General features: G+C 73.3%; 17 protein-coding genes and 1 pseudogene. 10 read left to right on the forward strand and 8 right to left on the reverse strand.

Going from position 1 to position 24969, the window contains the following annotated elements; translation table 11 throughout:
• The first annotated feature begins 27 nt into the window (after positions 1-27).
• The gene (gene eccD / locus AB0K00_RS39330; protein ID WP_363531768.1) at positions 28-1362 is read left to right on the forward strand and encodes a type VII secretion integral membrane protein EccD; all 1335 of its coding nucleotides are present in this window, start codon (positions 28-30) and stop codon (positions 1360-1362) included.
• A gap of 103 nt (positions 1363-1465) precedes the next feature.
• Entirely contained in the window at positions 1466-2782 is a 1317-nt protein-coding gene (locus AB0K00_RS39335) for a S8 family serine peptidase (protein ID WP_363531771.1), read from the forward strand.
• A 4-nt stretch (positions 2783-2786) separates the two neighbouring features.
• Here the strand turns inward: AB0K00_RS39335 and AB0K00_RS39340 are convergent, their stop codons facing one another.
• The 5 genes from AB0K00_RS39340 to AB0K00_RS39360 all read right to left on the reverse strand — a co-directional run bounded on the left by AB0K00_RS39340 (position 2787) and on the right by AB0K00_RS39360 (position 8805).
• Positions 2787-3971 carry a MarP family serine protease gene (locus AB0K00_RS39340; protein WP_363531774.1) on the reverse strand — a complete coding sequence of 395 codons (1185 nt, stop codon included), beginning with the start codon at positions 3969-3971 and terminating at the stop codon, positions 2787-2789.
• A gap of 4 nt (positions 3972-3975) precedes the next feature.
• A complete protein-coding gene (locus AB0K00_RS39345) occupies positions 3976-4629 on the reverse strand; it encodes a CoA pyrophosphatase (RefSeq protein WP_363531777.1) in 654 nt (217 codons plus the stop codon).
• The gene (locus AB0K00_RS39350; RefSeq protein WP_363531780.1) at positions 4626-5246 is read right to left on the reverse strand and encodes a TlpA family protein disulfide reductase; all 621 of its coding nucleotides are present in this window, start codon (positions 5244-5246) and stop codon (positions 4626-4628) included. The genes AB0K00_RS39345 and AB0K00_RS39350 overlap by 4 nt, the downstream gene beginning before the upstream one ends.
• On the reverse strand, positions 5243-5926 hold the full coding sequence (gene nth / locus AB0K00_RS39355; RefSeq protein WP_363531887.1) for an endonuclease III: 684 nt from the start codon (positions 5924-5926) through the stop codon (positions 5243-5245). The genes AB0K00_RS39350 and nth overlap by 4 nt, the downstream gene beginning before the upstream one ends.
• Positions 5927-6003: 77 nt before the next feature.
• Positions 6004-8805 carry a CapA family protein gene (locus AB0K00_RS39360; protein WP_363531783.1) on the reverse strand — a complete coding sequence of 934 codons (2802 nt, stop codon included), beginning with the start codon at positions 8803-8805 and terminating at the stop codon, positions 6004-6006.
• Positions 8806-9056: 251 nt separating this feature from the next.
• Between AB0K00_RS39360 and AB0K00_RS39365 the strand changes: the two genes are divergently transcribed.
• The 8 genes and pseudogenes from AB0K00_RS39365 (at position 9057) to AB0K00_RS39400 (ending at position 18684) form a co-directional block, all read left to right on the forward strand.
• A complete protein-coding gene (locus AB0K00_RS39365; protein WP_033363643.1) occupies positions 9057-9734 on the forward strand; it encodes a Crp/Fnr family transcriptional regulator in 678 nt (225 codons plus the stop codon).
• Positions 9735-9832: 98 nt separating this feature from the next.
• Positions 9833-10435 carry a TetR/AcrR family transcriptional regulator gene (locus AB0K00_RS39370; protein WP_363531890.1) on the forward strand — a complete coding sequence of 201 codons (603 nt, stop codon included), beginning with the start codon at positions 9833-9835 and terminating at the stop codon, positions 10433-10435.
• Between the two features lies 1 nt (position 10436).
• Entirely contained in the window at positions 10437-11246 is an 810-nt protein-coding gene (locus AB0K00_RS39375; protein WP_363531786.1) for a TIGR03084 family metal-binding protein, read from the forward strand.
• 56 nt (positions 11247-11302) lie between these two features.
• A pseudogene (locus AB0K00_RS39380) lies at positions 11303-12795 on the forward strand (acyclic terpene utilization AtuA family protein).
• A complete protein-coding gene (locus AB0K00_RS39385; RefSeq protein WP_363531789.1) occupies positions 12792-13892 on the forward strand; it encodes an acyl-CoA dehydrogenase family protein in 1101 nt (366 codons plus the stop codon). The pseudogene AB0K00_RS39380 and the gene AB0K00_RS39385 overlap by 4 nt, the downstream one beginning before the upstream one ends.
• 3 nt (positions 13893-13895) lie before the next feature.
• The gene (locus AB0K00_RS39390) at positions 13896-15476 is read left to right on the forward strand and encodes a carboxyl transferase domain-containing protein (RefSeq protein WP_363531792.1); all 1581 of its coding nucleotides are present in this window, start codon (positions 13896-13898) and stop codon (positions 15474-15476) included.
• An 8-nt stretch (positions 15477-15484) separates the two neighbouring features.
• Positions 15485-17506, forward strand: coding sequence for a biotin carboxylase N-terminal domain-containing protein (locus tag AB0K00_RS39395; protein ID WP_363531794.1), 2022 nt, complete (start codon positions 15485-15487; stop codon positions 17504-17506).
• Between the two features lie 17 nt (positions 17507-17523).
• Positions 17524-18684 (forward strand): acyl-CoA dehydrogenase, encoded by a 1161-nt coding sequence (locus AB0K00_RS39400; RefSeq protein ID WP_363531797.1) that lies wholly within the window; start codon positions 17524-17526, stop codon positions 18682-18684.
• Here AB0K00_RS39400 and AB0K00_RS39405 read toward each other — a convergent pair.
• From AB0K00_RS39405 to AB0K00_RS39415, 3 genes are all read right to left on the reverse strand, one after another.
• Positions 18678-20240, reverse strand: coding sequence for a serine/threonine-protein kinase (locus AB0K00_RS39405; protein WP_363531893.1), 1563 nt, complete (start codon positions 20238-20240; stop codon positions 18678-18680). The genes AB0K00_RS39400 and AB0K00_RS39405 overlap by 7 nt on opposite strands.
• 312 nt (positions 20241-20552) lie before the next feature.
• A complete protein-coding gene (locus AB0K00_RS39410) occupies positions 20553-24113 on the reverse strand; it encodes an adenylate/guanylate cyclase domain-containing protein (RefSeq protein ID WP_363531800.1) in 3561 nt (1186 codons plus the stop codon).
• The gene (locus AB0K00_RS39415) at positions 24110-24895 is read right to left on the reverse strand and encodes an MBL fold metallo-hydrolase (RefSeq protein ID WP_363531803.1); all 786 of its coding nucleotides are present in this window, start codon (positions 24893-24895) and stop codon (positions 24110-24112) included. The genes AB0K00_RS39410 and AB0K00_RS39415 overlap by 4 nt, the downstream gene beginning before the upstream one ends.
• Positions 24896-24969 lie beyond the last annotated feature (74 nt).

Here is a 24969-nt window from a genome sequence, read left to right on the forward strand (position 1 = left end):
ATCCATCGACCGTGATACCTCTAATCCATGCCCGCAGCATCGCCCGGCCTGGCCCGCGTGACGATCAGCTCGCCCCAGCGGCGCGTCGACGTCGCGCTGCCCGACGCCGTGCCGTTGGCCGAGCTCCTGCCCGAGCTGCTGCAGCACGCCGGCGTCGGGCTGGCCGACGACGGTGAGCGCCACGGTGGCTGGCTCCTGCGCCGCGGCGACGGCACCGCACTGTCCACCACCACCGGCCTCGCCGGCCAAGAGGTCCGCGACGGCGCCGTCCTGCACCTGGTCCCGGCCCGGTCGAGCTGGCCCGAGCTCGAGTTCGACGACGTGGTCGACGCGATCGCCGCCGGCGCCCGCCGCCAGGGCGTCGCGTGGAGCCCCGCCGCGACCCGCGCCGCCGCCCTCACCGCCGCCGGCGCCGGCCTGGCCGTCGCCCTCACCGCCGCCGTCCGGGGCGACCTGCCGCTGCTCGCCGCGGTCTCCGCGCTGGTCCTGATCCTCACCGGCACGGTCGCGTCCCGGGCCTATGGCGACGCGCTCACCGGCGCGACCCTCGCCGCCTATGGCCTGCCGTTCGCGGCCGCCTTCGGCTGGCTCACCGCCCCGCCGCTCGCCGGCGCCGACGGCCGGACCCTGCTGGCCTCGACCGCGCTGCTCGTTGCGGCCCTCCTCGCCGGCGCCGGCGTCGCACACCTGCTCCGGCTCTTCGTCGCCGGCGCCACCGCCGCCCTGCTCGGGGTCGCCGGCGCCTTCCTCGCCATGCAAACGCGCCCCGCCGCGGCCGCCGCCGTCGTCCTCGCGGCGCTGGTCGCCGGCGTGGCCGGCACCCCGCTGCTCGCCATCCGCCTCGGCAAGCTGCCCATGCCCGTCGTCGCCCTCCCCGGCGACCTCACCGCGACCGGCGCCGGGCTCGGCGCGGCCCCGGACAGAGGCCGCGTCTTCGCCGCCGTCGCCCGCACCGACGAGATGCTCACCGGCATGCTGCTCGGCTGTGCCCTCGCGGCCGCCGCGGCGGCCGTGGTCCTGGCCCACTCCCGCGACGTGTCCGGGCTGGCCCTGGTCGCGATCGCCGGTCTGGCCCTGCTGCTGCGCGCCCGCATGTTCGTCACCGTCCGCCACCGCGTGCCCCTGCTCACCGCCGGCGCCTGCGCCCTGGCGGCCCTCGCCCTGTCCGCCCCACCCACACCCGTGCTGGCCACCCTGATCGCGGCGGCCGCCACGGCCACCGCCCTGACCGGTGCCCGTGCGGCGTTGCGCCCCATGTCCCCGTATGCCGGCCGCGCCGCGGACGTCCTCGACATCCTCTGCCTGGTCTCGGCGGTGCCGCTCGCCTGCGCGGTCCTGGGCCTGTACGGGCTGCTCACCTGACCCGGCAACGACTCTGGAGCCGGCGCGGACACATTTAGCTGCCGGTTAAGAATCGCGCGGCGGCGGGGCGGGAGGCTGACAGACCCCACCAACACGGTCCAGAATGGGTGCCATCGCACCCGCCTCCCTCCCCCGCGCCGCCGCCCGTGGCCTCGTTACGGCGGCCTTCGCGCTGCTGACGTGTCTGGTCGCGGCGCAGCCGGCCGCCGCCGATCAGACCAGGTCGGCGCAGTGGCAGCTCAACGCGCTCGACGCGAAGGACGCCTGGAAGGTGTCGACGGGCAGCGGGGTGATCGTCGCGGTCCTCGACAGCGGGGTCGACGCGACGCATCCCGATCTCGCCGGGCAGGTGCTGCCGGGCGTGGACCTCGTCGACGGCGGCGACGGCCGGGTCGACCCGGTCGGGCACGGCACGACGGTGGCGGGCCTGATCGCGGGGCGGGCCGACGACAGCACCGGCGTCGCCGGGATCGCGCCGGGGGCGAAGATCCTGCCGGTGCGGGTGCTCGACAAGCTGAACAAATACGACGACCCCGCAGTCATCGCCAAGGGCATGCGGTGGGCCGTCGATCACGGGGCGACGGTGCTGAACCTATCGCTCGGCGGGGCGCTGCGCAGCGACGCGATCGCGGAGGCGCTGAGGTATGCGGCGGCCCACGACGTCGTCGTCGTCGCGTGCACCGGCAACGTGGCAACGGATCCGTCGATCCATGAGGTGTGGTATCCGGCCCGGGAGCCCGGGGTCGTCGCGGTCGCCGGGTTGAGCGGGGGTGTGTCGCCGAGCGCCAAGCCGACGACCAGCCCGTCCGCGCCGGGTGGGCGCGGCGGCGGGGCCGACGGGCTGTGGTCGGGGTCGCTGACGGGGCCGGAGACGGTGCTGACCGCCCCCGCCGACAATCTCACCGGCGCGCGCCCGGGCGGCGGGTACTGGCAGGTCCAGGGCACGAGTTTCGCCGCGCCCCTGGTCGCGGCGACGGCGTCACTGATCCGGTCGAAGTATCCGGCGATGAGCGCCGCGAACGTGATCAACCGGCTGATCGGCACGGCGAAGGATCTGGGGCCGGCGGGGCGGGACGACCAGTTCGGCTACGGCGAGGTCGACCCCCTGTCCGCGCTGCGCGAGCCGGTGGAGGAGGTCGCCGCGAACCCGTTGACGGTCGCCGCGCCGAAGGCGGGGTCCGGGAAACCGGCGCAGGCCACCGCCTCGGCGACGGCCTCGACGATCCCCCGCGAGCAGGGCGGCGCGGCCCCGCTGCCGGCCGCCGAGGCGGCCGGCCTGGCCGGTGCCCGGCAGTCGCCGGACGACGAGCCGGTCGGGTCGAGCATCACCATCGGCCTCGTGGCCACGCTGCTGATCCTGGTCGTCGGCGCCGCCGGGGTCCTGACCCACCACCGGACCAGGCGCCCCGACCGCTTCTAGAACGTCAGGCGCACTTTCCGGTGCCGGTGGCGTCGTTGTGGGTCTTGCCCGCCTCGGCGACGACGGACGCCTCGTCGGCGGTGATGGCGAAGCCGGTGTTCTGGTCGTCCGCGGCGGCGGCGAAGATGACGCCGAGCACGGTGCCGTCGGGGGCGACGAGCGGACCGCCGGAGTTGCCGCTGCGCACCAGTGCCCGGATCGTGTAGATCTCGCGGGTGACCTTGCCGTCCTCGTAGATGTCGGGGCCGGTGATGTTGCGGTGCTCGCGGATGCGGGCGGACTGCGCGTTGTACGGCCCGTCCAGCGGATACCCGATCACGATCGCGTCGGCGTTGGTCTCGGCCTTCTTCGTCGCGAACGGCATGACCGGCGCGTTGAGGCCCTTGACGTACAGCACGGCGAGGTCACGGTCGGGGTCGTACGCGACGACAATGGCCTTCTTCGACACACCTTTCACCTCGACGGTGGTCGACTTGGTGCCGGCGACGACGTGGGCGTTGGTCATGACCCGGTCGGTGGCGTACACGAAGCCGGAGCCCTCGATGCGCCGCGAGCAGCTCTGCGCGATGCCGCGGACCTTGACCACGGACCGCTCGGACTTCATCACCAGCTCGGAGCCGGCGAGCTTCGGGTCCGGCGCCTCGACCTCGCGGACGCGGGTCGGCGACAGGCCGTCGAACACGTCGGGGAAGCCGCGCGTGTCGACGGTCTCACGCAGCGCGGCGGAGAGCTGGTCGGCCTGCCGCGGCATGAGCTTGTCGACGCCGTTGAGGATGAAGGAGTTGCTCACCGAACTGGCCAGCCACGGCAGCGACGACTGGCTCAGCGGCGCGGCGACCAGCCAGACCACAACCAGCACGGCGACGACGGAGACGACGGCGCCGCCGGCGTTGTCGACGCCCTGCGCGGTGCGGTTGACGATCGCGCTGCGCAGCCGGTTGCCGACGAAGCTGGCGAGGGCCTGGCCGGCGACCGCGAGGCCGAAGACGGCCGCCAACGAGATGACGACCCTGATCGGGTCGTCATCGAACTGGTCGGCTATCAGCGGCCCGATCTGCAGGCCTAGGAGCGCACCACCGAAGAACCCGGCGAATGACAGCAGACCAACGAGGAACCCCTGGCGATAGCCGTTGACGGCGAACATCACCACGAGGAGCACAAGGACGATATCGATCACGCTGCCAGACACGCATTCAGCGTACGGGGGCGGCACCAGGTGTCGGCAGTTCCTCAACCCGGTCTGTCGGCCACTCGACCGCCCATCCGCCGAGTTCCAGCAGCGTAGAGACCACGCCGGCGGTGAAGCCCCACACCAACATGTCGTGTATCCGAAACGCTGGGCCGATCCATCCGCTCGGGTGACGCACCCGCAGCCGGTTCGCGGGGTCGATCAGATCCCGGATCGGCAGGCGCTCGACCCGGGCCACCTCGGCCGGGTCGGCGGGCCCGACGGGGTGCGGCGAACGCCACCACGCGACCACCGGCGTGACCAGGAAGTTACTCACCGGGATCCACAGGGTCGGCAGGGTCGCGACGACCTCGACGGTGGCCGGGTCGAGCCCGACCTCCTCCTCGGCCTCCCGCAGGGCGCAGGCGACCGTGTCGATGTCGCCCGCGTCGACCGCTCCGCCCGGGAACGCCGGCTGCCCCGCGTGGTTGCGCATCGTCGCGGCGCGCTGGAGCACCAGGATGTCGGGGCCGCTCTCCGGCTGCTCACCGAACAGGACCAGCACCGCGCTCTGCCGCTGCCCCTCGCCGTCCGGGGTGGGCAGACGCGTGAAGTCGCCCGCCTCGGCGTCGTGCAGGCGGGTCAGCAGCGGCTCGAACCAGTCAGGAAGCTCGCTCATGCCGGCACCTCGATGCCGAGGTGGCCGGCCGTGAGCGCGCGGATCTTCTCCTCGTCGAGGGCTTCCCCTTGGTACGTGTAGACGATGCGCCCTCCCGGTGCGATGAACAGCGTGGCCGGCAGTGAGCTGGCGACGGGCTTGCCCACGACCCGGCTCAACGCGATCGAGAACTGCTGGTCGCGGTCCTCCAGCATCGGAAACGTCAACTGCTTGTCGTCGATCACCGACTGCGCGCCGTCACGGGAGTCCCTGACGACGACGCCGACGACGCGGACCTTGCCGCCGGCCGCGGTCACGAACCGCTGGAACGCGGGCAGCTCGGTGCGGCACGGCTCGCAGTAGGAGCCCCACAGGTTCAGGATCGTGGGGAGGCTGCCGAGCTGGGCCGCATCGACGTACCGGCCGCCGTCGAAGCACTTGACGGCCATCGCGGGCAGCGGTTTGCCGGCGGAGGTCGCGCCCGCCGACGGGGACGCGGACGGACCTGGCGACGCGGCCTGCAGGCACGGCGGGCCGGTCGGGGCCGCGTCGAGATCGTCGGTCTTCGGCGGTTCCGGTGTACAGGCAGAGACGGCGAACAGCGCTGCGGCCAGCAGTCCGGCGAGGACGCGTCTCATGAGGCCAGTGCCAGCTCGGTCAGTTCCGCGACCCGCGGGCCCTTCAGCAGGCCGATCGCGGTCTCGAGGTCGGTGGGTCCTATCCCGTACGAGGGGCAGTCGCGGCGCAACGTGCACGCGCCGCACGCCGGTTTCCGAGCGTGGCAGACCCGACGCCCGTGGAAGATCACCCGGTGCGACAGCATGGTCCAGTCGCGGCGCTCGATCAGCGCCCCGACCGCGGACTCGATCTTCACCGGGTCGGTCTCCGTGGTCCAGTGCCACCGCTGGGTGAGCCGCTGGAAGTGCGTGTCGACGGTGATGCCCGGCACGCCGAACGCGTTGCCGAGGATCACGTTGGCGGTCTTGCGCCCGATCCCGGGCAGCCCGACGAGCTCGTCGAGCGTGCCGGGAACCTCGCCGTCGTGCCGGTCGATCAGCGCCTGCCCCAGCTTCATCAGCGAGTCGGTCTTGTTCCGGAAGAACCCGAGCGGCTGGAGCATGTCCTGCAGCTCCATCCGGTCCGCGGCGGCATACGCGGCGGCGTCCGGATAGCGCGCGAACAGCTTCGGGGTCACCTGGTTGACCCGCACGTCGGTGGTCTGCGCGGACAGGATCGTGGCGACGGCAAGCTCCAGCGGGGTGTTGAAGTCCAGCTCGCAGTGCGCGTCGGGATGGATCGCCGCGAGGGCCCGCCCCATCCTGCGGGCACGCCGCTTCAACCCCAGCGCAGTCTCGGTCACGCTCCGACTTTACGTCGCCGCCCAGCGGGCGCGGATCAGCCGCCCGCCGGTGCGGTGATGGCCCCGTCAGCTGAGATCTTCGCTCCGGTGGTCGGGAAGTCCTGTTTCGTCAGGTTGGACACGAATGGGATCGCCTGTTTCTTCGGGTCGGGCTTCGGCAGCCCCGGCGCCACCATGTACGTCGCGGTCAGCGACCCGCTCTTGTACGTGCCGTCGCCGCCGAGCGTCACCTTGAGCACCCCGCCGATGCCGACGACGCCGTTGTAGCTCAGCGCCCGGTACCCGGCGAAGTTGCCGAGGCTGTAGGCGATCAGCCGGCCCTTGTAGAACTCCATCGCCCGCATGACGTGCGGCCCGTGCCCGACGACCAGGTCAGCGCCGGCGTCGATCACCTTGTGCGCGAACGCGATCGTGTCGCACCGGTTCTCCCCGAGGAAGAACTCGGTGCCGGGCTTGGTGTGCGTCTTGTCGGAGCCCTCCGCGCCCTGGTGCACCTGCACGACGACCAGGTCGGCCTTGGTCGCGGCCTCCTTGATGATGGCCTCCGCCGCGTCGAGGTCGCTGCACAGGTTGGACCACTTGTACGAGGCGAACCCGACGACCGCGATCTTCACGCCCTTGGCCTCGCCGACCGAGATCATCCCGGGCCACCCGGTGTACTTGATCCCGGCCTCGTCGAGCGCCTTCTGCGAGTTCTTGTATCCGACCTCGCCGAAGTCGTACGCGTGGTTGTTCGCCATGTTCATCATGTGGAACCCGGCGTCCTTCAGGTTGCTCACATACCCCGGCGGCGTCCGGAACGCGAAGCACGTCTTGCCGGCCGACTCCGCGGAGCACTTGCCCACGCCGGTGTCGTCGGTCAGCACCTGCTCCAGGTTGCCCATCTGGAAGTCGGCGGTGAGGAAGTCCTGGACCGGGTCGAAGAACCCCTTGCCGTTGTTCGGCGGCAGCCCGCCGGGCGCCATGCCCATCACGATGTCACCGGTCGCGGTCATCGTGATCCCGTCGGCCGGTCCCGGCGCCGCGGGCGCGGTCGTGCCGCCGGGCGTGGCCGCCTCGCTGCCCTGCTGCGCCACCGGCGGCTGGCTCTTCCCCGGCCCCGGATCGTCGCCGCTGAGGAACGTCGCCGCCCCGGCCGTGCCGGCCCCGATCACCAGCGCCGCGATGGCACCCAGGATGATCGCCGTGCGACGCCCGCCCCCGCTCTTCGGCGGCGGCGTCTCCCCCGGCAGCGGCAGTTTGCGCCGTCCCGCCCGCTCCTCGGGCTGATACGCCTGCGCCGCGAACAGGTCCTCCGGCCCCCGGGTCGCCCCGGGATCCGGTGCCCGGGTGGCCCCGTAGACGGGCCCGGTCGTCTGGGCGCCGTAGACGGGCCCGGTGGCCTGCCCGGCGCCGAACGACGCACCCGCAGGTCCGTCGCCGTATCCAGGTCCATCGCCGTACGCGGTTCCCTCGCCATACGCCGGACCGCTGACCTGCCCACCGGCCGCGAACATCGAACCGCCCGCCGCCGGCGCACCGTCGCGGAACGTGCCCGTCGCGGGCGGCTGACCGTCGCGGAACGTGCCAGTGGCCTGCGGGCCAGCGTCGCGGAACGTGCCCGTCGCAGGCGGCTGACCGTCGCGGAACGTGCCTGTCGCCGGTGGGGCGCCGTCCCGGAACGTCCCAGTGGCCTGCGGGCCGGCGTCGCGGAACGTCCCCGACGCAGGCGGCTGAGCATCGCGGAAGGTGCCGGTCGCAGGTGGCTGGCCGTCGCGGAAGGTGCCGGTCGCCGGCGGCTGAGCATCGCGGAACGTGCCCGTCGCGGGCGGCTGAGCGTCACGGAAGGTGCCGGTGGCCTGGAGTCCCGCGTCGCGGAACGTCCCCGTCGCCTGGGGGCCGGTGTCGCGGACCGAGCCGGTCGGCTCAGGACCCGCGCCGGGCACCGCCGCAGCACCATAGGTGCCGCCGGTGGGCCTGGCGCTGCCGCGGACCTGCCCGGTCCCCTGTGCGCCGGTGTCGAAGAGTGAGCCGGTCGGCGCGGCGCTCCCGCGAGCCTGGTGACCGGGGTCGAACGAGGGCGCCGGCGGTGCGGCCGAGCCTCGGACCGGGGGCGCGCCGTCATAGCCGGGCGCGGCACCGCCCCGCGCCGGAGGGGCAGGATCGAACAAAGAGCCGGTCGGCGCGGCGCTCCCACGGACCGGTGCGGTGCCACCGAAGGCCGAGCCGGTCGGCTGGGCGCCGCGGGTGTCCTCGGGCGCCCACGCGCTGCGTCCGTGCTGCTGGCCGCCGTGAACGTCACCGGACGGCTGCCCCGCGCGGAAGTCGCCACCGCGCAGCTCGGCACCGTGCGGGTCCCCGGGCCGGGTGTCACCACTCCAGGCCGGCGGCCCGGACTCGGCCCGCCGCCCGTCCCCGCTCCAGCCGGCCGACGGCCCAGACTCAGAGCGCCGGTCATCCCCACCCCAGCTGGCAGGCGGCCCGGCCTCAGGACGCCGCTCGTCGCCGCTCCAGCCAGACGGTGGGCCAGGCTCAGGGCGTCGGTCGTCGCCGCTCCAGGCGGCCGTGGAGGGCTCGGCACCCCGGCCGTCGCCGCCCCAGGCCGCGGCGCCGGGCTCAGCACCCCACGCCGCCGTGCCGGGCTCCTGGCCGCGACCGTCGCCCCACGCCGCGGTGCGGGGGTCCGGTGCCCACGGCGTGTCGCCCGGTGGCTGCTCGCCCCGCCGGCCGGGGCCGCGGGGATCGGCGCCGCCCGGGCCGTAACCCTGGCCGGGAGCTGGCGGTTGATCGTGTGGAGGCTGATCGCGATCGTCCGGCCAACGGGACGGGTCGCTCGGCGGTCCGCCGTACACCGTCATGCGCTTCCCACCCCACCGGTCTTTCAACTGTGGGGTCGAGTCGCCCCGCGGCGAACATATCGCACCCGCGCGACCTCGTGATGGTCTGGTTCCAATGCGTTACCAGTACTGTTGAACGGCGCCGCGCCGCAGGTCGGCATGTATCGTGAGCATCCTGCCCGACGCCCGGGGCACGACCGGCGTGTGCATAAACTGACGTTCGCGTGATTGCTCATGGCGAGTGACACGCCGACGGATTCGAGGTGGACGCGATGGACGAGGTACTGGCGCGCAGCGGCATTTTCCAGGGTGTCGAGCCCGAGGCTGCCGAATCCCTCGCCAAGGAGATGGAGACGATCGACGTCCGCAAGGGCGAGATCGTGTTCAGTGAAGGCGAGCCGGGCGACAGTCTGTACATCGTGCTGTCCGGCAAGATCAAGGTTGGTCGCCGGGCCGCCGACGGCCGGCAGAACCTGATCGCCGTGATGGGACCGAGCGACATGGTCGGCGAGCTGTCGCTGTTCGACCCGGGTCCGCGCACCGCGACCGCCACGGCGGTGCTCGACACGCGGCTGGCCCGGCTGCGCAAGCAGGCGCTGCGGCCGTGGCTGACCAACCGGCCGGAGATCGCGGAGCAGCTGCTGCGCGTGCTGGCCAGGAGGCTGCGCCGCACCAACGACGCCCTCGCGGACCTGATCTTCACCGACGTGCCGGGCCGGGTGGCCAAGACGCTGCTGCAGATGGCGGGCCGCTTCGGCACCCGCGACGGCGGCGTCCTGCGGGTCAACCACGACCTGACCCAGGAGGAGATGGCGCAGCTGGTCGGCGCCTCCCGCGAGACGGTCAACAAGGCGCTGGCGGACTTCGCCTCCCGGGGCTGGCTCCGCCTGGACGGCAAGAGCGTCATCATCATGGATCCCGAGCGCCTGGCCCGCCGCGCCCGAGTCTGAGCGCACCACCGGACACCCCAAAAAGGCACGCCCGCCGCGTGCCTTTTTGTCTGCCACCAAAAAAGTCAGGCTTGACTGTTTGTTTTCGGCGCAGCACCCTGGAAGGTGTGAGGGCCCCGCAGCAGGAACGCAGCCGCGCCACCCAGCAGCGCCTGCTGGAGGCCACCGTCGACTGCCTGGTCCTGCACGGCTGGTCGGGCGCGACCACCACGGTCATCGCCGAGCGCGCCGGCGTCTCCCGCGGCGCCCAGTTGCACCACTACCCGACCCGCGCCGCCCTGGTGCTCGCCGCCGTCACGCATCTGGCCGAGCGGCGCGCCGAGGAGATCCGCAAAGAGGCCGCCGAGCTCACCGGCGACCGCGACGAGCGGCTCGACAAGGTCCTCGACATGCTGGCGACCGCGTTCACCGGGCCGCTGTTCGTCGCCGCCCTGGAGGTGTGGGTCGCCGCCCGCACCGACCTCGAGCTGCGCGACGCCCTCGTCCCGCTCGAAGCGAGGGTCGGCCGGGAGATGCACCGGCTGACGGTCGAGGTGCTCGGCGCCGACGAGCGCCGGCCGGGGGTCCGCGAGGCGGTCCAGACGACGCTGGACCTGCTGCGCGGGCTCGGCGTGGCCAACCTGCTCACCGACGACAGCCACCGCCGCGGCCTGCTGCTCGCGGCGTGGAAGCAGCAGCTCACGACGATCCTGGGGACCTGAAATGGTGACGTTGTCCGAGGTCCTCACGGACCTCCGCACGGAGTCCGAGTCGCTGGACCGGCTCGTGTCGGCCCTCGACGACAAGGACTGGAGCCGGCCCACCCCGGCCCCCGGTTGGACGGTCGCGCACCAGATCGCCCACCTGCACTGGACCGACGGGGTGGCGACGCTCGCCGCGACCGACCCGGCGGCGTTCATCCAGCAGCTGGGCGCGATCGAGGATCCGTACACGATGGTGGACCGCGCGGCGGCGGACAACATCGCCCCGCCGGAGGAGCTGCTGCGCCGCTGGCGGAACGGCCGGGACGCCCTGATCAAGGTGCTGAGCGAGAAGCCGAAGGACGAGAAGCTGCCGTGGTTCGGCACCGCGATGTCGCCGCTGTCCAGCGCGACGGGCCGGATGATGGAGACGTGGGCGCACGGCCAGGACGTGGCCGAGACGTTCCCGGAGCGGGCCGACGCGCAGGAGCACCGCCGGCCGACGGACCGGCTGCGGCACGTGGCCAACCTCGGCTTCCGCACGATCGGGCACAGCTTCCTCAGCCATGGAAAAAACCCTCCGGCAGCACCGTTCCGGGTGGAGTTGTCCACGGTGGACGGTGCGGTGTGGACGTTCGGGCCCGAGGAGGCGCCCAACCGGGTCGTCGGCCCGGCCGAGGACTTCTGCCTGCTCGTCACCCAGCGCCGCCACCCGGCCGACCTCGGGCTGCAGGCCACCGGCGACGACGCCCGGGAGTGGATGACCCTGGCCCAGGCGTTCGCCGGCCCGCCCGGTGGCAAGCGGGAGCCGGCGAAAGCGAAAGCGCAGTGATCCGCATCGGCAACGCCTCGGGGTTCTACGGCGACCGCGCGACCGCCTGGCGGGAGATGCTGGACGGCGGTCCCCTCGACGTCCTGACCGGCGACTACCTCGCCGAGCTGACCATGCTGATCCTGGCCAAGGACCGGATGAAGGACCCGGACACGGGGTATGCGAAGACGTTCCTGCGCCAGCTCGAACACACCCTGGGCACGGCGCTCGACCACAACACGAAGATCGTCACCAACGCCGGCGGTCTCAACCCGGCCGGCCTCAGGCGGGCGATCGAGGCGCTCGCGGCGCGGCTGGGGCTCGGCGTCCGGGTCGGCCACGTCGCGGCCAGCAACCCGAATGCGTATATCGGCGCGCTCGGCATCGCGGAGTGCCTCAAGGCCGGCGCGGACGTCGTCGTCACCGGGCGGGTCACCGACGCCTCGCTGGTCGTCGGCCCCGGCATCGCCCACTTCGGCTGGCGGCCCGAGGACCTCGACGCGCTCGCCGGCGCCACCGTGGCCGGGCACATCCTGGAGTGCGGCGCGCAGGCGACCGGCGGCAACTACGCGTTCTTCACCGAGCTGCCCGACCTGGACCACCCCGGTTTCCCGATCGCCGAGCTGCACGAGGACGGCGCGTCCGTCATCACCAAGCATCCCGGCACGGGCGGCGCCGTCACCGTCGACACGGTCACCGCGCAGCTGCTGTATGAGATCGGCGCCCCCGAATACCTCGGCCCCGACGTCACCACGCACTTCGACACGATCCGGCTCACCCAGCAGGACGAGGACCGGGTCGAGGTGCGGGGCGTCAAGGGCAGCCCGCCACCGGACACGCTGAAGGTCGGCACCCCGGCGCTCGCCGGCTTCCGCAACAGCATGACGTTCGTCCTGTGTGGACTGCAGATCGAGGAGAAGGCGGCCCTCGTCGAGCGGCAGCTGCGGCGCAGGCTGGACCACGAGCTGGAGTTCATCCTGGCCCGGACCGACCACCCGGACGCCGACGACGAACAGCGGGCCAGCGCGCTGCTCGCGGTGCACATCAAGAGCACCGATCAGCAGGCCGCCGGTCGGGCATTCTCCCAGGCGGCGGTCGAGCTGGCCCTCGCCTCCTATCCCGGCCTCACCCTGACGGGCCCTCCCGGCGACGCCACGCCGTTCGGGATCTTCCAGGCCGAGTTCGTCCCGCGCGGCGCCGTCCACCAGGTCGCCGTCCTGCCCGACGGCACGGAGGTGGAGGTCCGATGAGAGTGCCGCTGGGGACCCTGTTCGGGGCGCGGTCGGGCGACAAGGGCGGCGACGCGAACATCGGCGTGTGGGCCCGCTCCGACGAGGCGTATGCCTGGCTGCGGGAAACCCTCACCGAGGACCTCCTGAAGGAGCTGCTGCCGGAGGTCAGGACCGTGGAGCGGTACGAGCTGCCCAACCTGCGCGCGCTCAACTTTCTGGTGCGCGGCATCCTCGGCGACGGCGTCGCGGCCAGCACCCGCTTCGACCCGCAGGGCAAGGCGCTCGGCGAGTGGCTGCGCTCGCGGGTCGTCGACATCCCCGACAAGTTGCTGCCATGACCGATGCCTACGCGAAGCCCGAACTGCGGGATCTAGTGCGAAATTTCACCCGCAAGGAGATCGTGCCGCACCTCGGCGACTGGGAGCGGGCCGGCGAGGTGCCCCGCAGCCTGCACCGCAAGGCGGCCGAGATCGGGCTGCTCGGCATCGGCTTCCCGGAGGAGGTCGGCGGCGAGGGCGGCGACCTGACCGACACGATCGTGGTCACCGAGGAGATCATCCAGTCGGGTGGTTCCTCCGGGCTGATCGCGGCGCTGTTCACGCACGGGATCGCGCTGCCGCACATCATCGGCAGCGGCAACGCCGAGCTGATCGACCGGTTCGTGCGGCCGACATTGCGCGGCGAGCTGATCGGCTGCCTGGCGATCACCGAGCCCGACGGCGGATCCGACGTCGCGGGCATCCGGACCACCGCAAAGGCCGACGGTGACCAGTACACCGTCAATGGCAGCAAAACCTTCATCACCAGCGGCGCACGGGCCGACTTCGCCACCACCGCCGTGCGCACAGAGGACGGGGTCCGGCTCCTGGTGGTCCCGGCCGGGTTCACCGTCACCAGGACCCTGGAGAAGATGGGCTGGCACTGCTCCGACACCGCCGAGCTGTCCTTTGTGGACGTGCGGGTGCCACGCAGCCATGACGTGGGCGGCATCCAGACCCTGCTGGCGCACTTCGCCGCCGAGCGGATCTCCCTCGCGGTGCAGTGTTACGCGACCGCGCAGCGCTGCCTCGACCTGACCCTCGCCTGGGTCCGGGACCGGCACACATTCGGCCGCCCCCTGGCCAGCCGGCAGGTGGTCAAGCACCGGCTCGCCGAGATGGCCCGGCAGGTCGACGTCGCCCGGACCTACGTGCGACACACCGCGAGACGTGTCGCAAGCGGCGAACGACTCGTTACGGAGGTGGCGATGGCGAAGAACACGGCGGTCGCGGCCTGCGACCACGTCGTCGACCAGGCCGTGCAGCTGCACGGTGGCCTCGGGTATTTGCGCGACGCCGAGGTCGAGCGCCATTACCGGGACGCTCGGATCATGGGCATCGGCGGCGGGACCACGGAGATCATGAACGAGATCATCGCGAAGCAGTTGGGGGTCTGAGGCATGCCGATCCTGACAAGTGCCCTCGATCCGCGTGGGGGCGTCTACCTGGACAACCGGGAGGCGATGCTGGAGCGGCTGGCCGAGCTGGAATCGGCGCTGCGACAGGCGCGCGGCGGCGGGGGCGAGAAGTACGTGACCCGCCATCACGCCCGCGGCAAGCTGCTGCCCCGGGAGCGGATCGAGCTGCTGGTCGACCGCGACTCGCCGTTCCTGGAGATCTGCCCGGTCGCCGCGTGGGGCACCGACTACCCGGTCGGCGCGAGCGTCGTCACCGGCATCGGCATCGTCGAGGGCACGCCGTGCGTGATCGTGGCGAACGATCCGACGGTCCGCGGCGGGGCGATCAACCCGTTCTCGCTGAAGAAGACCCAGCGGGCCGGCCAGATCGCCCGCGAGAACCGGCTGCCGATGATCAACCTGGTCGAGTCGGGCGGCGCGGACCTGCCGCAGCAGGCGGAGATCTTCATCCCCGGCGGGGCGGCGTTCCGCGACCTGACCCGGCTGTCGGCGGCGAGCATCCCGACGATCGCGGTGGTCTTCGGCAACGCGACGGCCGGCGGTGCGTACGTGCCCGGTATGTCGGACTACACGATCTTCGTGCGGGACCGGGCGAAGGTGTTCCTCGCCGGCCCGCCGCTGGTGAAGATGGCCACCGGCGAGACGGTCGACGACGAGACGTTGGGCGGCGCGGCGATGCACGCCACGAAGTCCGGTCTTGCCGACTACATCGCCGAGGACGAGCGCGACGCGCTCCGGCTCGCCCGGGGATGTGTCCGAAATTTCGGCAACAGCCTGGCAAAGACCTACGGCCTCGAGCCCAAGTACGACGCCGACGACCTCCTCGGCATCCCCAGTGCGGATCTCAGGGTGCCGTTCGACCCGCGCGAGATCCTCGCAAGAGTCCTGGACAGCAGCGAGTTCGACGAGTTCAAGCCCGCCTACGGTCAGGCGCTGTGCACCGGCTGGGGCGCCATCCACGGCCACCGCATCGGCGTCCTCGCCAACACCCGCGGCGTACTGTTCTCCGCCGAAGCGCAGAAGGCGGCCCAGTTCATCCAGCTCGCCAACGCCGCCGGCATGCCGCTGCTCTTCCTGCAGAACACGACCGGCTACATGGTCGGCAGCGAATACGAGCAGGGCGGCATCATCAAGCACGGCGCGCTGATGATCAACGCGGTGGCGAACTCGAAGGTGCCGCACCTGACGGTCAACATCGGCGCCTCCTACGGCGCCGGCAACTACGGCATGTGCGGCCGCGCGTTCGAGCCGCGTTTCCTGTTCACCTGGCCGAACGCCAAGTCGGCGGTGATGGGACCGCAGCAGCTGGCCGGGGTCCTGTCGATCGTCGCCAGGCAGGCCGCGGAGGCCAAGGGCCACGTCTACGACGAGGAGCAGGACCGCACCATGCGGTTCATGGTCGAGCACAAGGTCGAGCAGGAGTCGGCAGCGCTGTTCCTGTCCGGCCGCCTGTACGACGACGGCGTGATCGACCCCCGCGACACCCGCACGGTTCTGGGCATGTGCCTGGCGCTGGTACAGAAGACGGCCCAGGACACCAACTTCGGCGTCTTCCGACTCTAGGAGAGAACGTGATCAGAAGGCTCCTGGTCGCCAACCGGGGCGAAATCGCCAGACGGGTGTTCGCCACCTGCCGGGCGATGGGCGTCGAGACGGTCGCCGTCTACTCCGACTCCGACGCCGACGCGCCACACGTCGCCGAGGCCGACTACGCGGTGCACCTGCCGGGCAACGCGCCGACCGCCACGTACCTGCGCGGCGACCTGCTCATCGCGGCCGCCCGCAAGTGCGGCGCGGACGCGGTGCACCCCGGCTACGGGTTCCTGTCGGAGAACGCCGACTTCGCGCGCGCCGTGATCGACGCCGGGCTCACCTGGGTCGGGCCGTCGCCGAAGGCGATCGCGATGATGGGCTCGAAGCTGGAGGCGAAGGCGCTGCTTGCTGACGTGGGCGTGCCGATGCTGCCGACCGCGGTCGAGCCCGAGCAGGTCGACACGTTCCCGGTGCTGGTGAAGGCATCCGCCGGTGGCGGCGGCCGGGGCATGCGCATCGTCCGGGACCGCGAGTCCCTCGCCGAGGCGGTCGCGGCCGCGCGGCGGGAGGCGGCGTCGGCGTTCGGCGACGGCACGGTGTTCTGCGAGCGGTACGTCGAGCGGGCCCGGCACGTCGAGGTCCAGATCATGGCCGACTCCCACGGCAACATCGTGACGCTCGGCGAGCGGGAGTGCTCGATCCAGCGCCGGCACCAGAAGATCGTCGAGGAGACGCCGTCGCCGGCGGTCGACCCGCAGCTGCGGGACCGGCTCTGCCAGGCGGCGATCGCGGCGGCCCGCGCGGTGTCCTATGTGGGCGCCGGCACGGTCGAGTTCCTCCTCGCGCCGTCGGGCGAGTTCTTCTTCCTCGAGATGAACACCCGGCTGCAGGTCGAGCACCCGGTCACCGAGTGCGTGGTCGGCGTCGACCTGGTGCGGCTGCAGCTCGTCGTGGCCGAGGGCGGCCCGCTGCCGTTCAACGGCCCGCCGCCGCTGCGCGGGCACGCCATCGAGGTCCGCCTGTACGCCGAGGATCCCGCGTACGCCTGGATGCCCTCCACCGGCACGCTGCACCGCTTCGACGTGCCGGGCGTCACGCATTCCTTCGGCCCGCTGGCCGCGCCCGGCCTGCGGCTGGACTCCGGCGTCGTGGACGGCTCCGTCGTCGGCGTGCACTACGACCCGATGCTCGCGAAGCTGATCGCCTGGGCGCCGACCCGCGCCGAGGCGGCCCGGATGCTGTCCAACGCCCTGGCCCGGGCCCGTTTCCACGGCGTCACCACCAACCGGGACCTCCTGGTGCGGGTGCTGCGGCACTCCGCGTTCCTGTCCGGCGGGACCGACACCGGCTTCCTGGACCGGCACCCGGAGGTGTTCGCGCCGCTGCTGTCCTCCGTGGACGCGGTGCGCCTGTCGTGCCTGGCCGCCGCGCTGGCCGGGGCCGCCCGCCGGGCCAAGTCGGCCACCCTGCCGGGGCTGCCCTCCGGCTGGCGCAACGTGCCGAGTGCGCTGCAGACAGTGGTGTACGAGGGGCCGACCGGCACGATCGAGGTCGGCTACCGGCTGGACCGCTCCAACGACCTGGCGGCCTGGGCGGTGCGCCGGGTCGACCCCGAGGACATCGGCCTGCCCGGCGCCGCGCTCGACCCGGCCGGCGCGCCCGACCACCCGCCGGCGCAGATCCTCTCGGCGACCGGCGGCCAGGTCGTGCTCGACGTCGCCGGGGTCCGGCTGCAGTTCGCCGTGCACGAGGTCGGCCCGGTGTCCTTCGTGGACAGTTCCGAGGGGTCGGTGACGCTGACCGAGCTGCCCCGCTATCCGCTGCCGGTCGCCGAGCAGCCCGAAGGTTCCCTGATCGCGCCGCTGCCCGGTGCGGTCGGCCGCGTCCTCGTCGTGCCTGGGCAGCGGGTCGCCGCCGGCGAGCTGCTGCTGACCGTGGAGGCGATGAAGCTCGAACACCCCGTCCACGCACCCACCGACGGTGTCATCAGCGACCTGCGGGTCACGGCCGGCTCGCAGGTCGAGTCGGGAGCCCTGCTGGCGGTGTTGACGCCTGCTTGAGAAAGGTCCACCCCTCAATGGACTTTGACTACACATCGGAACAGCAGGACCTCCGTGACGCGGTGGCGAAGCTCGGCAAGCGCTACGGGCACGAGTACTTCGTGCGCAAGGCCAAGGCCGGCGAGCACTCCGACGAGCTGTGGGACGAGGCGGCCAGGCTCGGCTACCTCGGCGTCAGCGTGCCCGAAGAGTTCGGCGGCGGCGGTGGCGGCATCACCGAGCTCGCGATCGTCTGCGAGGAGCTTTCCGCGGCCGGCGCGCCGCTGCTCCTGCTCGTCGTGTCGCCCGCGATCGCGGCGACGATCGTCAACCGGCACGGCACGCCCGCGCAGCGGGCCCGCTGGCTGCCCGGTTTCGCCGACGGCACGCGCAAGGTGTGTTTCGCCATCACCGAGCCCGACGCCGGCTCCAACTTCCACCGGCTGTCCACCGTGGCCAAGCGGGACGGCGACGACTATGTGATCACCGGGCGCAAGGTGTACATCTCCGGCGTCGACGAATGCTCACAGATCGTCGTGGTCGCCCGGATGGCCGACGAGCGCACCGGCAAGCTGAAGCCCGCCCTGTTCATGGTGCCCACCGACGCGCCCGGGCTGACGCTGTCCAAACTGGACATGGAGATCGTGTCGCCGGAGAACCAGTTCCTGCTCTTCTTCGACGAGGTGCGCGTCCCCGCCGCCGACCTGATCGGCGAGGACCCGGAGGCCGGCCTGCCGGCGCTGTTCGCCGGCCTGAACCCGGAGCGGATCACGGTCGCCGCGATGGCGTGCGGGACCGCCCGGTACGCCCTGGAACGGGCCTCCACCTACACCGCGACCCGCTCCGTGTGGGGCCGGCCGATCGGCAGCCATCAGGGCGTCGCGCACCCCATGGCGCACGCGCACATCCAGGTCGAGCTGGCCCGGCTGATGGTGGCGAAGGCGGCGGCGCTGTACGACGCCGGCCGCGACCTGGAGGCCGGCGTCAACGCGAACATGGCGAAGTACGCGTCGGCGGAGGCGTCGGCGCTCGCCGTGGACACCGCGATCCAGGCGCACGGCGGCAACGGCATGACCACCGAGTACGGCGTCGCGACGCTGCTGGGCGCCACCCGGGCGGGCCGCATCGCGCCGGTCTCGCGCGAGATGATCCTCAACTTCGTCGCCCAGCACCTGATGGGCCAGGAGAAGTCCTACTGACGGCGCAGCTGCTGGCCGGTGATCGTGCTCGGCGGGTTACCGGCCAGGCAGCGAAACGTCGTCGGCCCGGCCTGCTGGGCGGACAGCGCCGGCAGCAGCACGTCGACCCGCCAGCCCACCGGCGGCAGGGAGACCAGCAGCAGCGTCTTCAGGCTGCACACCTCACCGACGGTCGGGTTGTCCTTGGCCGCCTTCACCTGGCTGCCCGCGGGCAGGTCACCGTAGGCGAACACCTCCCAGGTGTGCGCCGCGGCACAGTCCACGGCCTTGAAGCCGGCGTCGAAGCACTCGACCGTCTGCGCGCAGCGGGCCGCCTTCGACACCCCCTGCGGGCACGCGACGGCGACGGCGCTGCGGGTCGGGCCGGCCGAGGCGGTCGGCGGGGCGGAGCCGGTCGGTCCCGGCGTCTTCGTGGGGCCGGGTCCGGGCCCGCCGCTGAGGTTGTACGCGATGCCGGCGCCGGCGAGCGCCACCACGAGCAGCACCACCGCGCCGACGGTCAGCACGAACCGGCGGGCGCCGGGCGGGGGCTTCGGCGTGTCCAGGACCACGCCGTCGGCACCGGGGCCGACCGGCGGCGGCCCGCCGCCCAGCCAGGGCGCCTCCAGGCCGTGCTGGACGGTCCGGTCGGAGTCCTCGCCGACCATGAACGGGGAGTCCAGGAGGCGGTCCGGCGGCGGGGGCGGGGTCGGCGCCTTCGAGGTGTAGACCGGTTCGATCGGCGGCGAGCCGAGCGGCGGCACGATCACCTGCGGCGCCGGCTCCAGCCGCAGGCCGATCAGCAGGTCGCGCAGCTCGATCGCGCTCGGCCGGGCGGCCTCGTCGTTCGCCATGCCGGCCCGCAGGACCGCCATCAGGCTCTCGGGACAGCCGGGCAGGTCGGGGATCTGCTCGTTGAACATGTCGACCAGCGACAGCAGGCTCGGCGCCTGGTCGTCCCGCCAGCGCGGCGGGCGCCCCCGCATCAGCGCGTACAGCGTGGCGCACAGCGCATACACGTCGGCGGCGGCCGCCGGTGGGGACTGCCGGAACGTCTCCGGCGGCGCGTAGGCCGGGGTGAGCGTGTCGAGCGTCATCGACTCGTCGCGCCACTCGGCGAGGATGGCCAGGCCGAAGTCGGCGAGCGCCGGCTCACCGAACCGGCTGAAGAGGATGTTGGCCGGCTTGACGTCGCGGTGGAGCACCCCGAGCGCGTGGGCGTCGGCGAGCGCGTCGGCGATCTTGAACCCGACGTCGCGGGCCTCGACCGCGGTGAGCGGCGAGTCCTTCATCCGCTCGGCGTATGAGCCGTCGCACAGCTCCATGATCAGATACGGGTGGCCGAGCTCGGTCACGCCCGCGTCGAACAGGTCGACCACGTGCGGGTGGCTGGACATCCGGCCGGCGGCGCGGGCCTCGCGCAGGAACCGCCGGCGGTCGCGGTCGGTCTCCAGGGTCCGGTTCTCGACCTTGACGGCGACCTCCCGGCCGACCGACTCCTGGGTGGCCCGGTAGACCGTCGCGTAGCCGCCATGCGCGAAGACGGACAACCCGGTCATCCCGGGCACCGTCGGCATGGGTGCGGCTGCGGTCACGGCTAAGACGGTACGACAGCCGCCGGATATTCGCCGTCACGCATCGGCTGTTTCTTCCGCTGCGGCCTCCGGCCGGAAGAGCAGTGGGGGATTCTCACCCCACACCCCCAATGCTCGCTTCGCTCGCACGCCCTGCGCTTCGCGCGGCCGAAGCACGCGCGTGCGCGCGGCATCCGGGCGCGCACTCCCCGGCGTGCCGCCCACGCCCTCGCGTGCCGGTCGCCCTGTCCGCGCGCTGGACCTGTTGCGCAACTCGAAGTACGGCGTGCCTGCGCAAGGCCGACCGCGTGCAGCTCAGGGCGTGGCGGCCGAGGTCGTCAGGGCCGCGGTCACGACTGCGGCCTCGTCGCACTGGCCGTTGGCCTCGAGGGCGTCGGCGAGGACCCGGGCCGCGTAGATCCGGCTGCGGACGTCCTCGCCGGCGAGGGTCTGCGCCTGCCGGGCCCAGTCGAGGGCCTCGACGTGCCGGCCCGCGGCGAGCAGCGCGCCGGCGTAGGCGGCGACCGCGTGCCGCCGGGAGAACATCACCGACGGGCCGGGGCGGTCGGCGGCCACGCAGCCGAGCATCTCCAGGGCCGTCTCCAGGTCGCCCTGCGCCTGGCGGGCCAGGCCGAACAGGACCCGCGGCGCGACCTTCGCCGCCTCGAGGACGTCGTGGGTCTCCACGACCTGTAGCACCGCGCGGGCGTCGTCCTCCGCGGCGACGGCGTCACCGCGGTCGAGGCTGACGAACCCGCGCATGGTCCGGGACATGCCGATCAGCAGCGGATGGCCGGTCTTCTCGCCGTACTCGGTGGCGTCGGTGAGCAGGTCGTAGGCGTGTGCGGGCTCGGCCAGCTCACGGGCGACCACGCCGCGGACCACGAGCGCGAGCCCGCGGCCCCAGTCGTCACCGGCGGCGGCGAAGTCGCGGTACGCCCGGCGCGCCTCCCGGTCCGCGTCAGCCAGGTCGCCGCTCTCCGCGGCCGCGAACGCCTCGACCGCGCGCAGCGTGCCGACCGCCCACGCGTCGCCGACCCGCTCCCCGAACGGCAGGAAGGCCTTCGCCAGGCGCCTGGCCTCACCGAGGCGGCCGGCCAGGAGGCGCACGAAGGCGGTGGTGCCGCGCAGCCAGGCGCGGCCGACGGGGTCGCCGAGCTCGGCGAAGCGGCGGGCCGCCCGGCCGAGGGCCGCGTCGGCGCCGGCGAAGTCGCCGCGGGTGGTGGTGACCCAGGCCAGGTGCTGCAACGACCACGCCTGCGCCCGCCGGTCCCCGGCGCTGACCGCGATCTGGAACGACTCGGCGAAGCGGCCGCCGGCCTCGGCGAGGCGCCCTTCGAGGAAGTCGGCCATGCCGAGCCGGCGCATGGCGTCGCCGCGCTCATAGGTGAGGCGGGCGTCGGTCGCGGCGTCCAGCGCCTCGCTCAGGGTCTGGTAGCTGCGGCGCTGGTCGCCGGTGGCGCGGTAGGCGCGGCCGGCGACGAGGAGGGCGCCGACGCGCACCGCCGGGTCGTCCGGGGCGTTGGCGGTGATCTTCTCCGCGCTGGCGAGGGCCTCGGGCACCCTGCCGAGCTGCAGCAGCGCCCGGGCGTGGACGAGCCGGTCGCCGGGTGGCACGACGCCGCCGCCGAGCGCGGCGGCCCGGTCGGCGGCCTGCGCGGCCTGGGCGGGCTCGCCGGTCGCGAGCGCCTCGCGGGCGGCCCGGCCGAGCGCCTGCACGCCGAGGGGCGCGGCGGAGCGGGCGAGGGAGTCGGGGCGCAGCCCGACGACGTCGGCGAGCCGGGAGGCGCGCTCGGCGTGGTCGGCGATGAACGCGTCGGCCGCGCCAGCGGTCATGTTGAGGCCGGTGACCGTGCCCGCGACGTTGCCGGCGCCCTGGTGGGCGGTCATCGCCGCGGCGGCCCAGCGGGACAGCGCCGCGTGCCGCTCGGCGAGGTCGGCCTTGCCGATGCCGGCATACGCGGCCTCGCGCAGCAGCGGCGTGGCGAACGCGAACCCGCCGCGGGCGCGCCGCAGCATCCGCCGCTGGAGCAGCTCCTCCACGGCGCGCTCCAGCTCGACCGCGGCGACGACGGCGGGCCGGGCCGGCTGGCCGGGCGGGTTGAACCGCAGCGCCTCGAGGGCCCGGCTGGGCACGGTGTCGCCGATGACGGCCGCGTCGCGCAGCACGGCGCGGGTGTCGGCGGGCAGCGCGTCGATGCGGGCGGCGAGGACCGCGGCAAGGTCGCGGGACAGCAGCCGGCCGCCGAGAGATCCGGGAGTGAGCCGCCAGCCGACGGGGTCGCTGCCGGGCACGGTGCTCAGCGCGCCGCGCTCCTGCAGCAGCGTGACCAGCTCGGCAAGGTAGAACGGGTTGCCCTGCGCGGTCGCCAGCAGCCGGTCCTCATCCGGTGCTGCCAGTCGCCCGCCGCCGAGGTACGCGGTGAGCAGGCGCGCCGCGTCGGCGCCGCGCAGCGGCGGGATCGGCACCAGCTCGGCGTCCGGGACGCGGGTGAGGACACCGGCGGAGCGGACCAGCTCCGGGCGGCCGAGCAGCACGATGAGGACCGGGCCGGTGATCCGCTCGATGGCGGCGCCGAGCGCGTCGACGGTCTCGGCGGTGGCGTCGTGCAGGTCGTCGACGATGACGACGAGGGGCGTCTCGGCCGCCATGCCGGACAGCAGCTCCGCGACGGCGTTGGGCACGGCGTGCAGGTCGAGCTCGTCGGGCTTGGCGCCGGGCGCGACCCAGGACGCCTCGGCGAACGACCCGGAGTAGCCGATCAGGCTCAGCAGCAGGTCGGTGGCGAAGCGGGGCGGCTCGGGCCGGCCGCGGGCGGCGCGGGCCAGCCGCTGGGCGAGGCGGCGCAGCCGCTCCTCGACCGCCTCGCGGGTGAGGTTGGTGGCGTCCGGCGGCAGGCCGATCGCAGCGCGGACCAGGTCCGCGAGGGGCGCGAGCCGGCGGCGCTCGCCGAAGGCGGCGCAGTGCACGGACAGCACCCGGGCGCCGCCGCCGGGTGCGAACCCGGCGCTGGGCGTGTAGCCGGCGCCGCCGAGGTAGCCGGCGGCGAAGCGCTCGATCTCACCGGCGAGCCGGGACTTGCCCAGGCCGGCCTCGCCGGTGAAGACCAGGACGCGGGTCTCCTGCCGGTCGGCGATCTCGGCGAGTCGGCCGGAGACGCGGGCCAGCTCCGCCTCGCGGCCGACGAACGGCGCCTCGTCGCCGAGGCCGGAGCGGGTGCCGGGGGCGTCGAGCAGGCCGAGCAGTTCGTACGCCTCGACCGGCTGGCGTTTGCCCTTGAGCCGCAGCGGCCGCAGCGCGCGCCAGGAGGCGAGCCGACGGGTGGTGGCGGCGGTGCGGTCGCCCGCGTAGACGGCGCCGATCGCGGCGGCGTCAGCGAGGCGGGCCGCGGTGTTCACGGTGTCGCCGATGACCGTGTATTCGATGCCGGCCTGGACGCCCGCGACGACGGTGCCGGTGTTGAGCCCTATGCGCAGCCCGAGGGGGGCGCCGCCGCCGCGCTCGTCGTCGAGCACCCGGCGCACCGCCCGCTGCATCGACAGCGCGGCGCGCACGGCCCGCTCGGCGTCGTCCTCGTGCGCGACCGGGGCGCCGAAGACGGCCATGATGCCGTCGCCGGTGAGCTTGTCGACGTGGCCGCCGAAGGTCTTGACCGCGCCGGCGAGGGCGGCCAGCACCCGGTCGGTGACGGCGCCGACCCGCTCGGGGTCGAGGTCCTCCGACCAGGCGGTGAAGTCGGACAGGTCGCCGAAGAGCACCGTCACGATCCGCCGCTCGGCAGCCGGGAGGCTGGCGGCGGCCGGCAGCGCCGAGCCGCAATGGTGGCAGAACCGCGCACCGGGAACGGCCACGGTCCCACACACCGAACACGTCACGTTGCGTCCAACCCTAAGTGGGGTGGCTGTGATTCCCGCCTCAGGTAGGCAAGTTGTGCGCGCACCGACCACTCGGCGGCTTCCCACAGGCTGCGGTCCACGTCGGCGTAGACCCGGGCGACGACCTCGGCGGGCTCCTCGGCGCCCGCGGCCAGCGCCTCGCGGACCTGTTCCAGCCGCGCCCGGCGGTGCTGGTGGTAGAAGCGGGCGGCCACGGCGGTGTCGGTGAGTGCCGGGCCGTGGCCGGGCAGCGCGGGCACGCCCTCGAACGTGGCCAGCCGGGCCAGGCTCTCCAGGTAGTCGCCGAGGTCGCCGTCGGGCCAGGCGACGATCGTGGTGCCGCGGCCGAGGATGGTGTCGCCGGTCAGGAGCAGCCGCTGGTCACCGTGCCGGGCGGCGAAACAGACCGAGTCAGCGGTGTGACCGGGCGTGCTGACCGGTTCGATCAGCACGCCGTCGACCTCGAGCGTCGCGTGGACCGGCGGCTGGTGCACCGGCGCGCCGGTGAGCTCGGCGAGGCGCGGCACACCTTCCGTGTGGTCTTCGTGGCTGTGCGTGAGAATGATGGCCGCGATCGGCGCGTGCGCCGCGACCGCCCGCAGGTGCCCCTCGTCCAGCGGGCCCGGGTCGACGACGACGCAGCCGCCGCCGGGCGCCCGCAGGAGCCAGGTGTTGGTGCCGTCGAGCGTCATGGGACCCGGGTTGGGCGCGCGGACCAGCGTCACCCAGTCGGGCAACGACGTGAGGACCTCGGCGGTCGGGGCGGTGACGTGGCTTACCACGAAGAGATCGTACGGCGGGCCGGTTCACTCGACACGTCACCCGACCGGCTACCGGACCCGCGCTACGACCCGCT

The sequence above is a fragment of the Dactylosporangium sp. NPDC049525 genome (assembly GCF_040676755.1).
In the GTDB taxonomy this organism is placed as follows: domain Bacteria; phylum Actinomycetota; class Actinomycetes; order Mycobacteriales; family Micromonosporaceae; genus Dactylosporangium.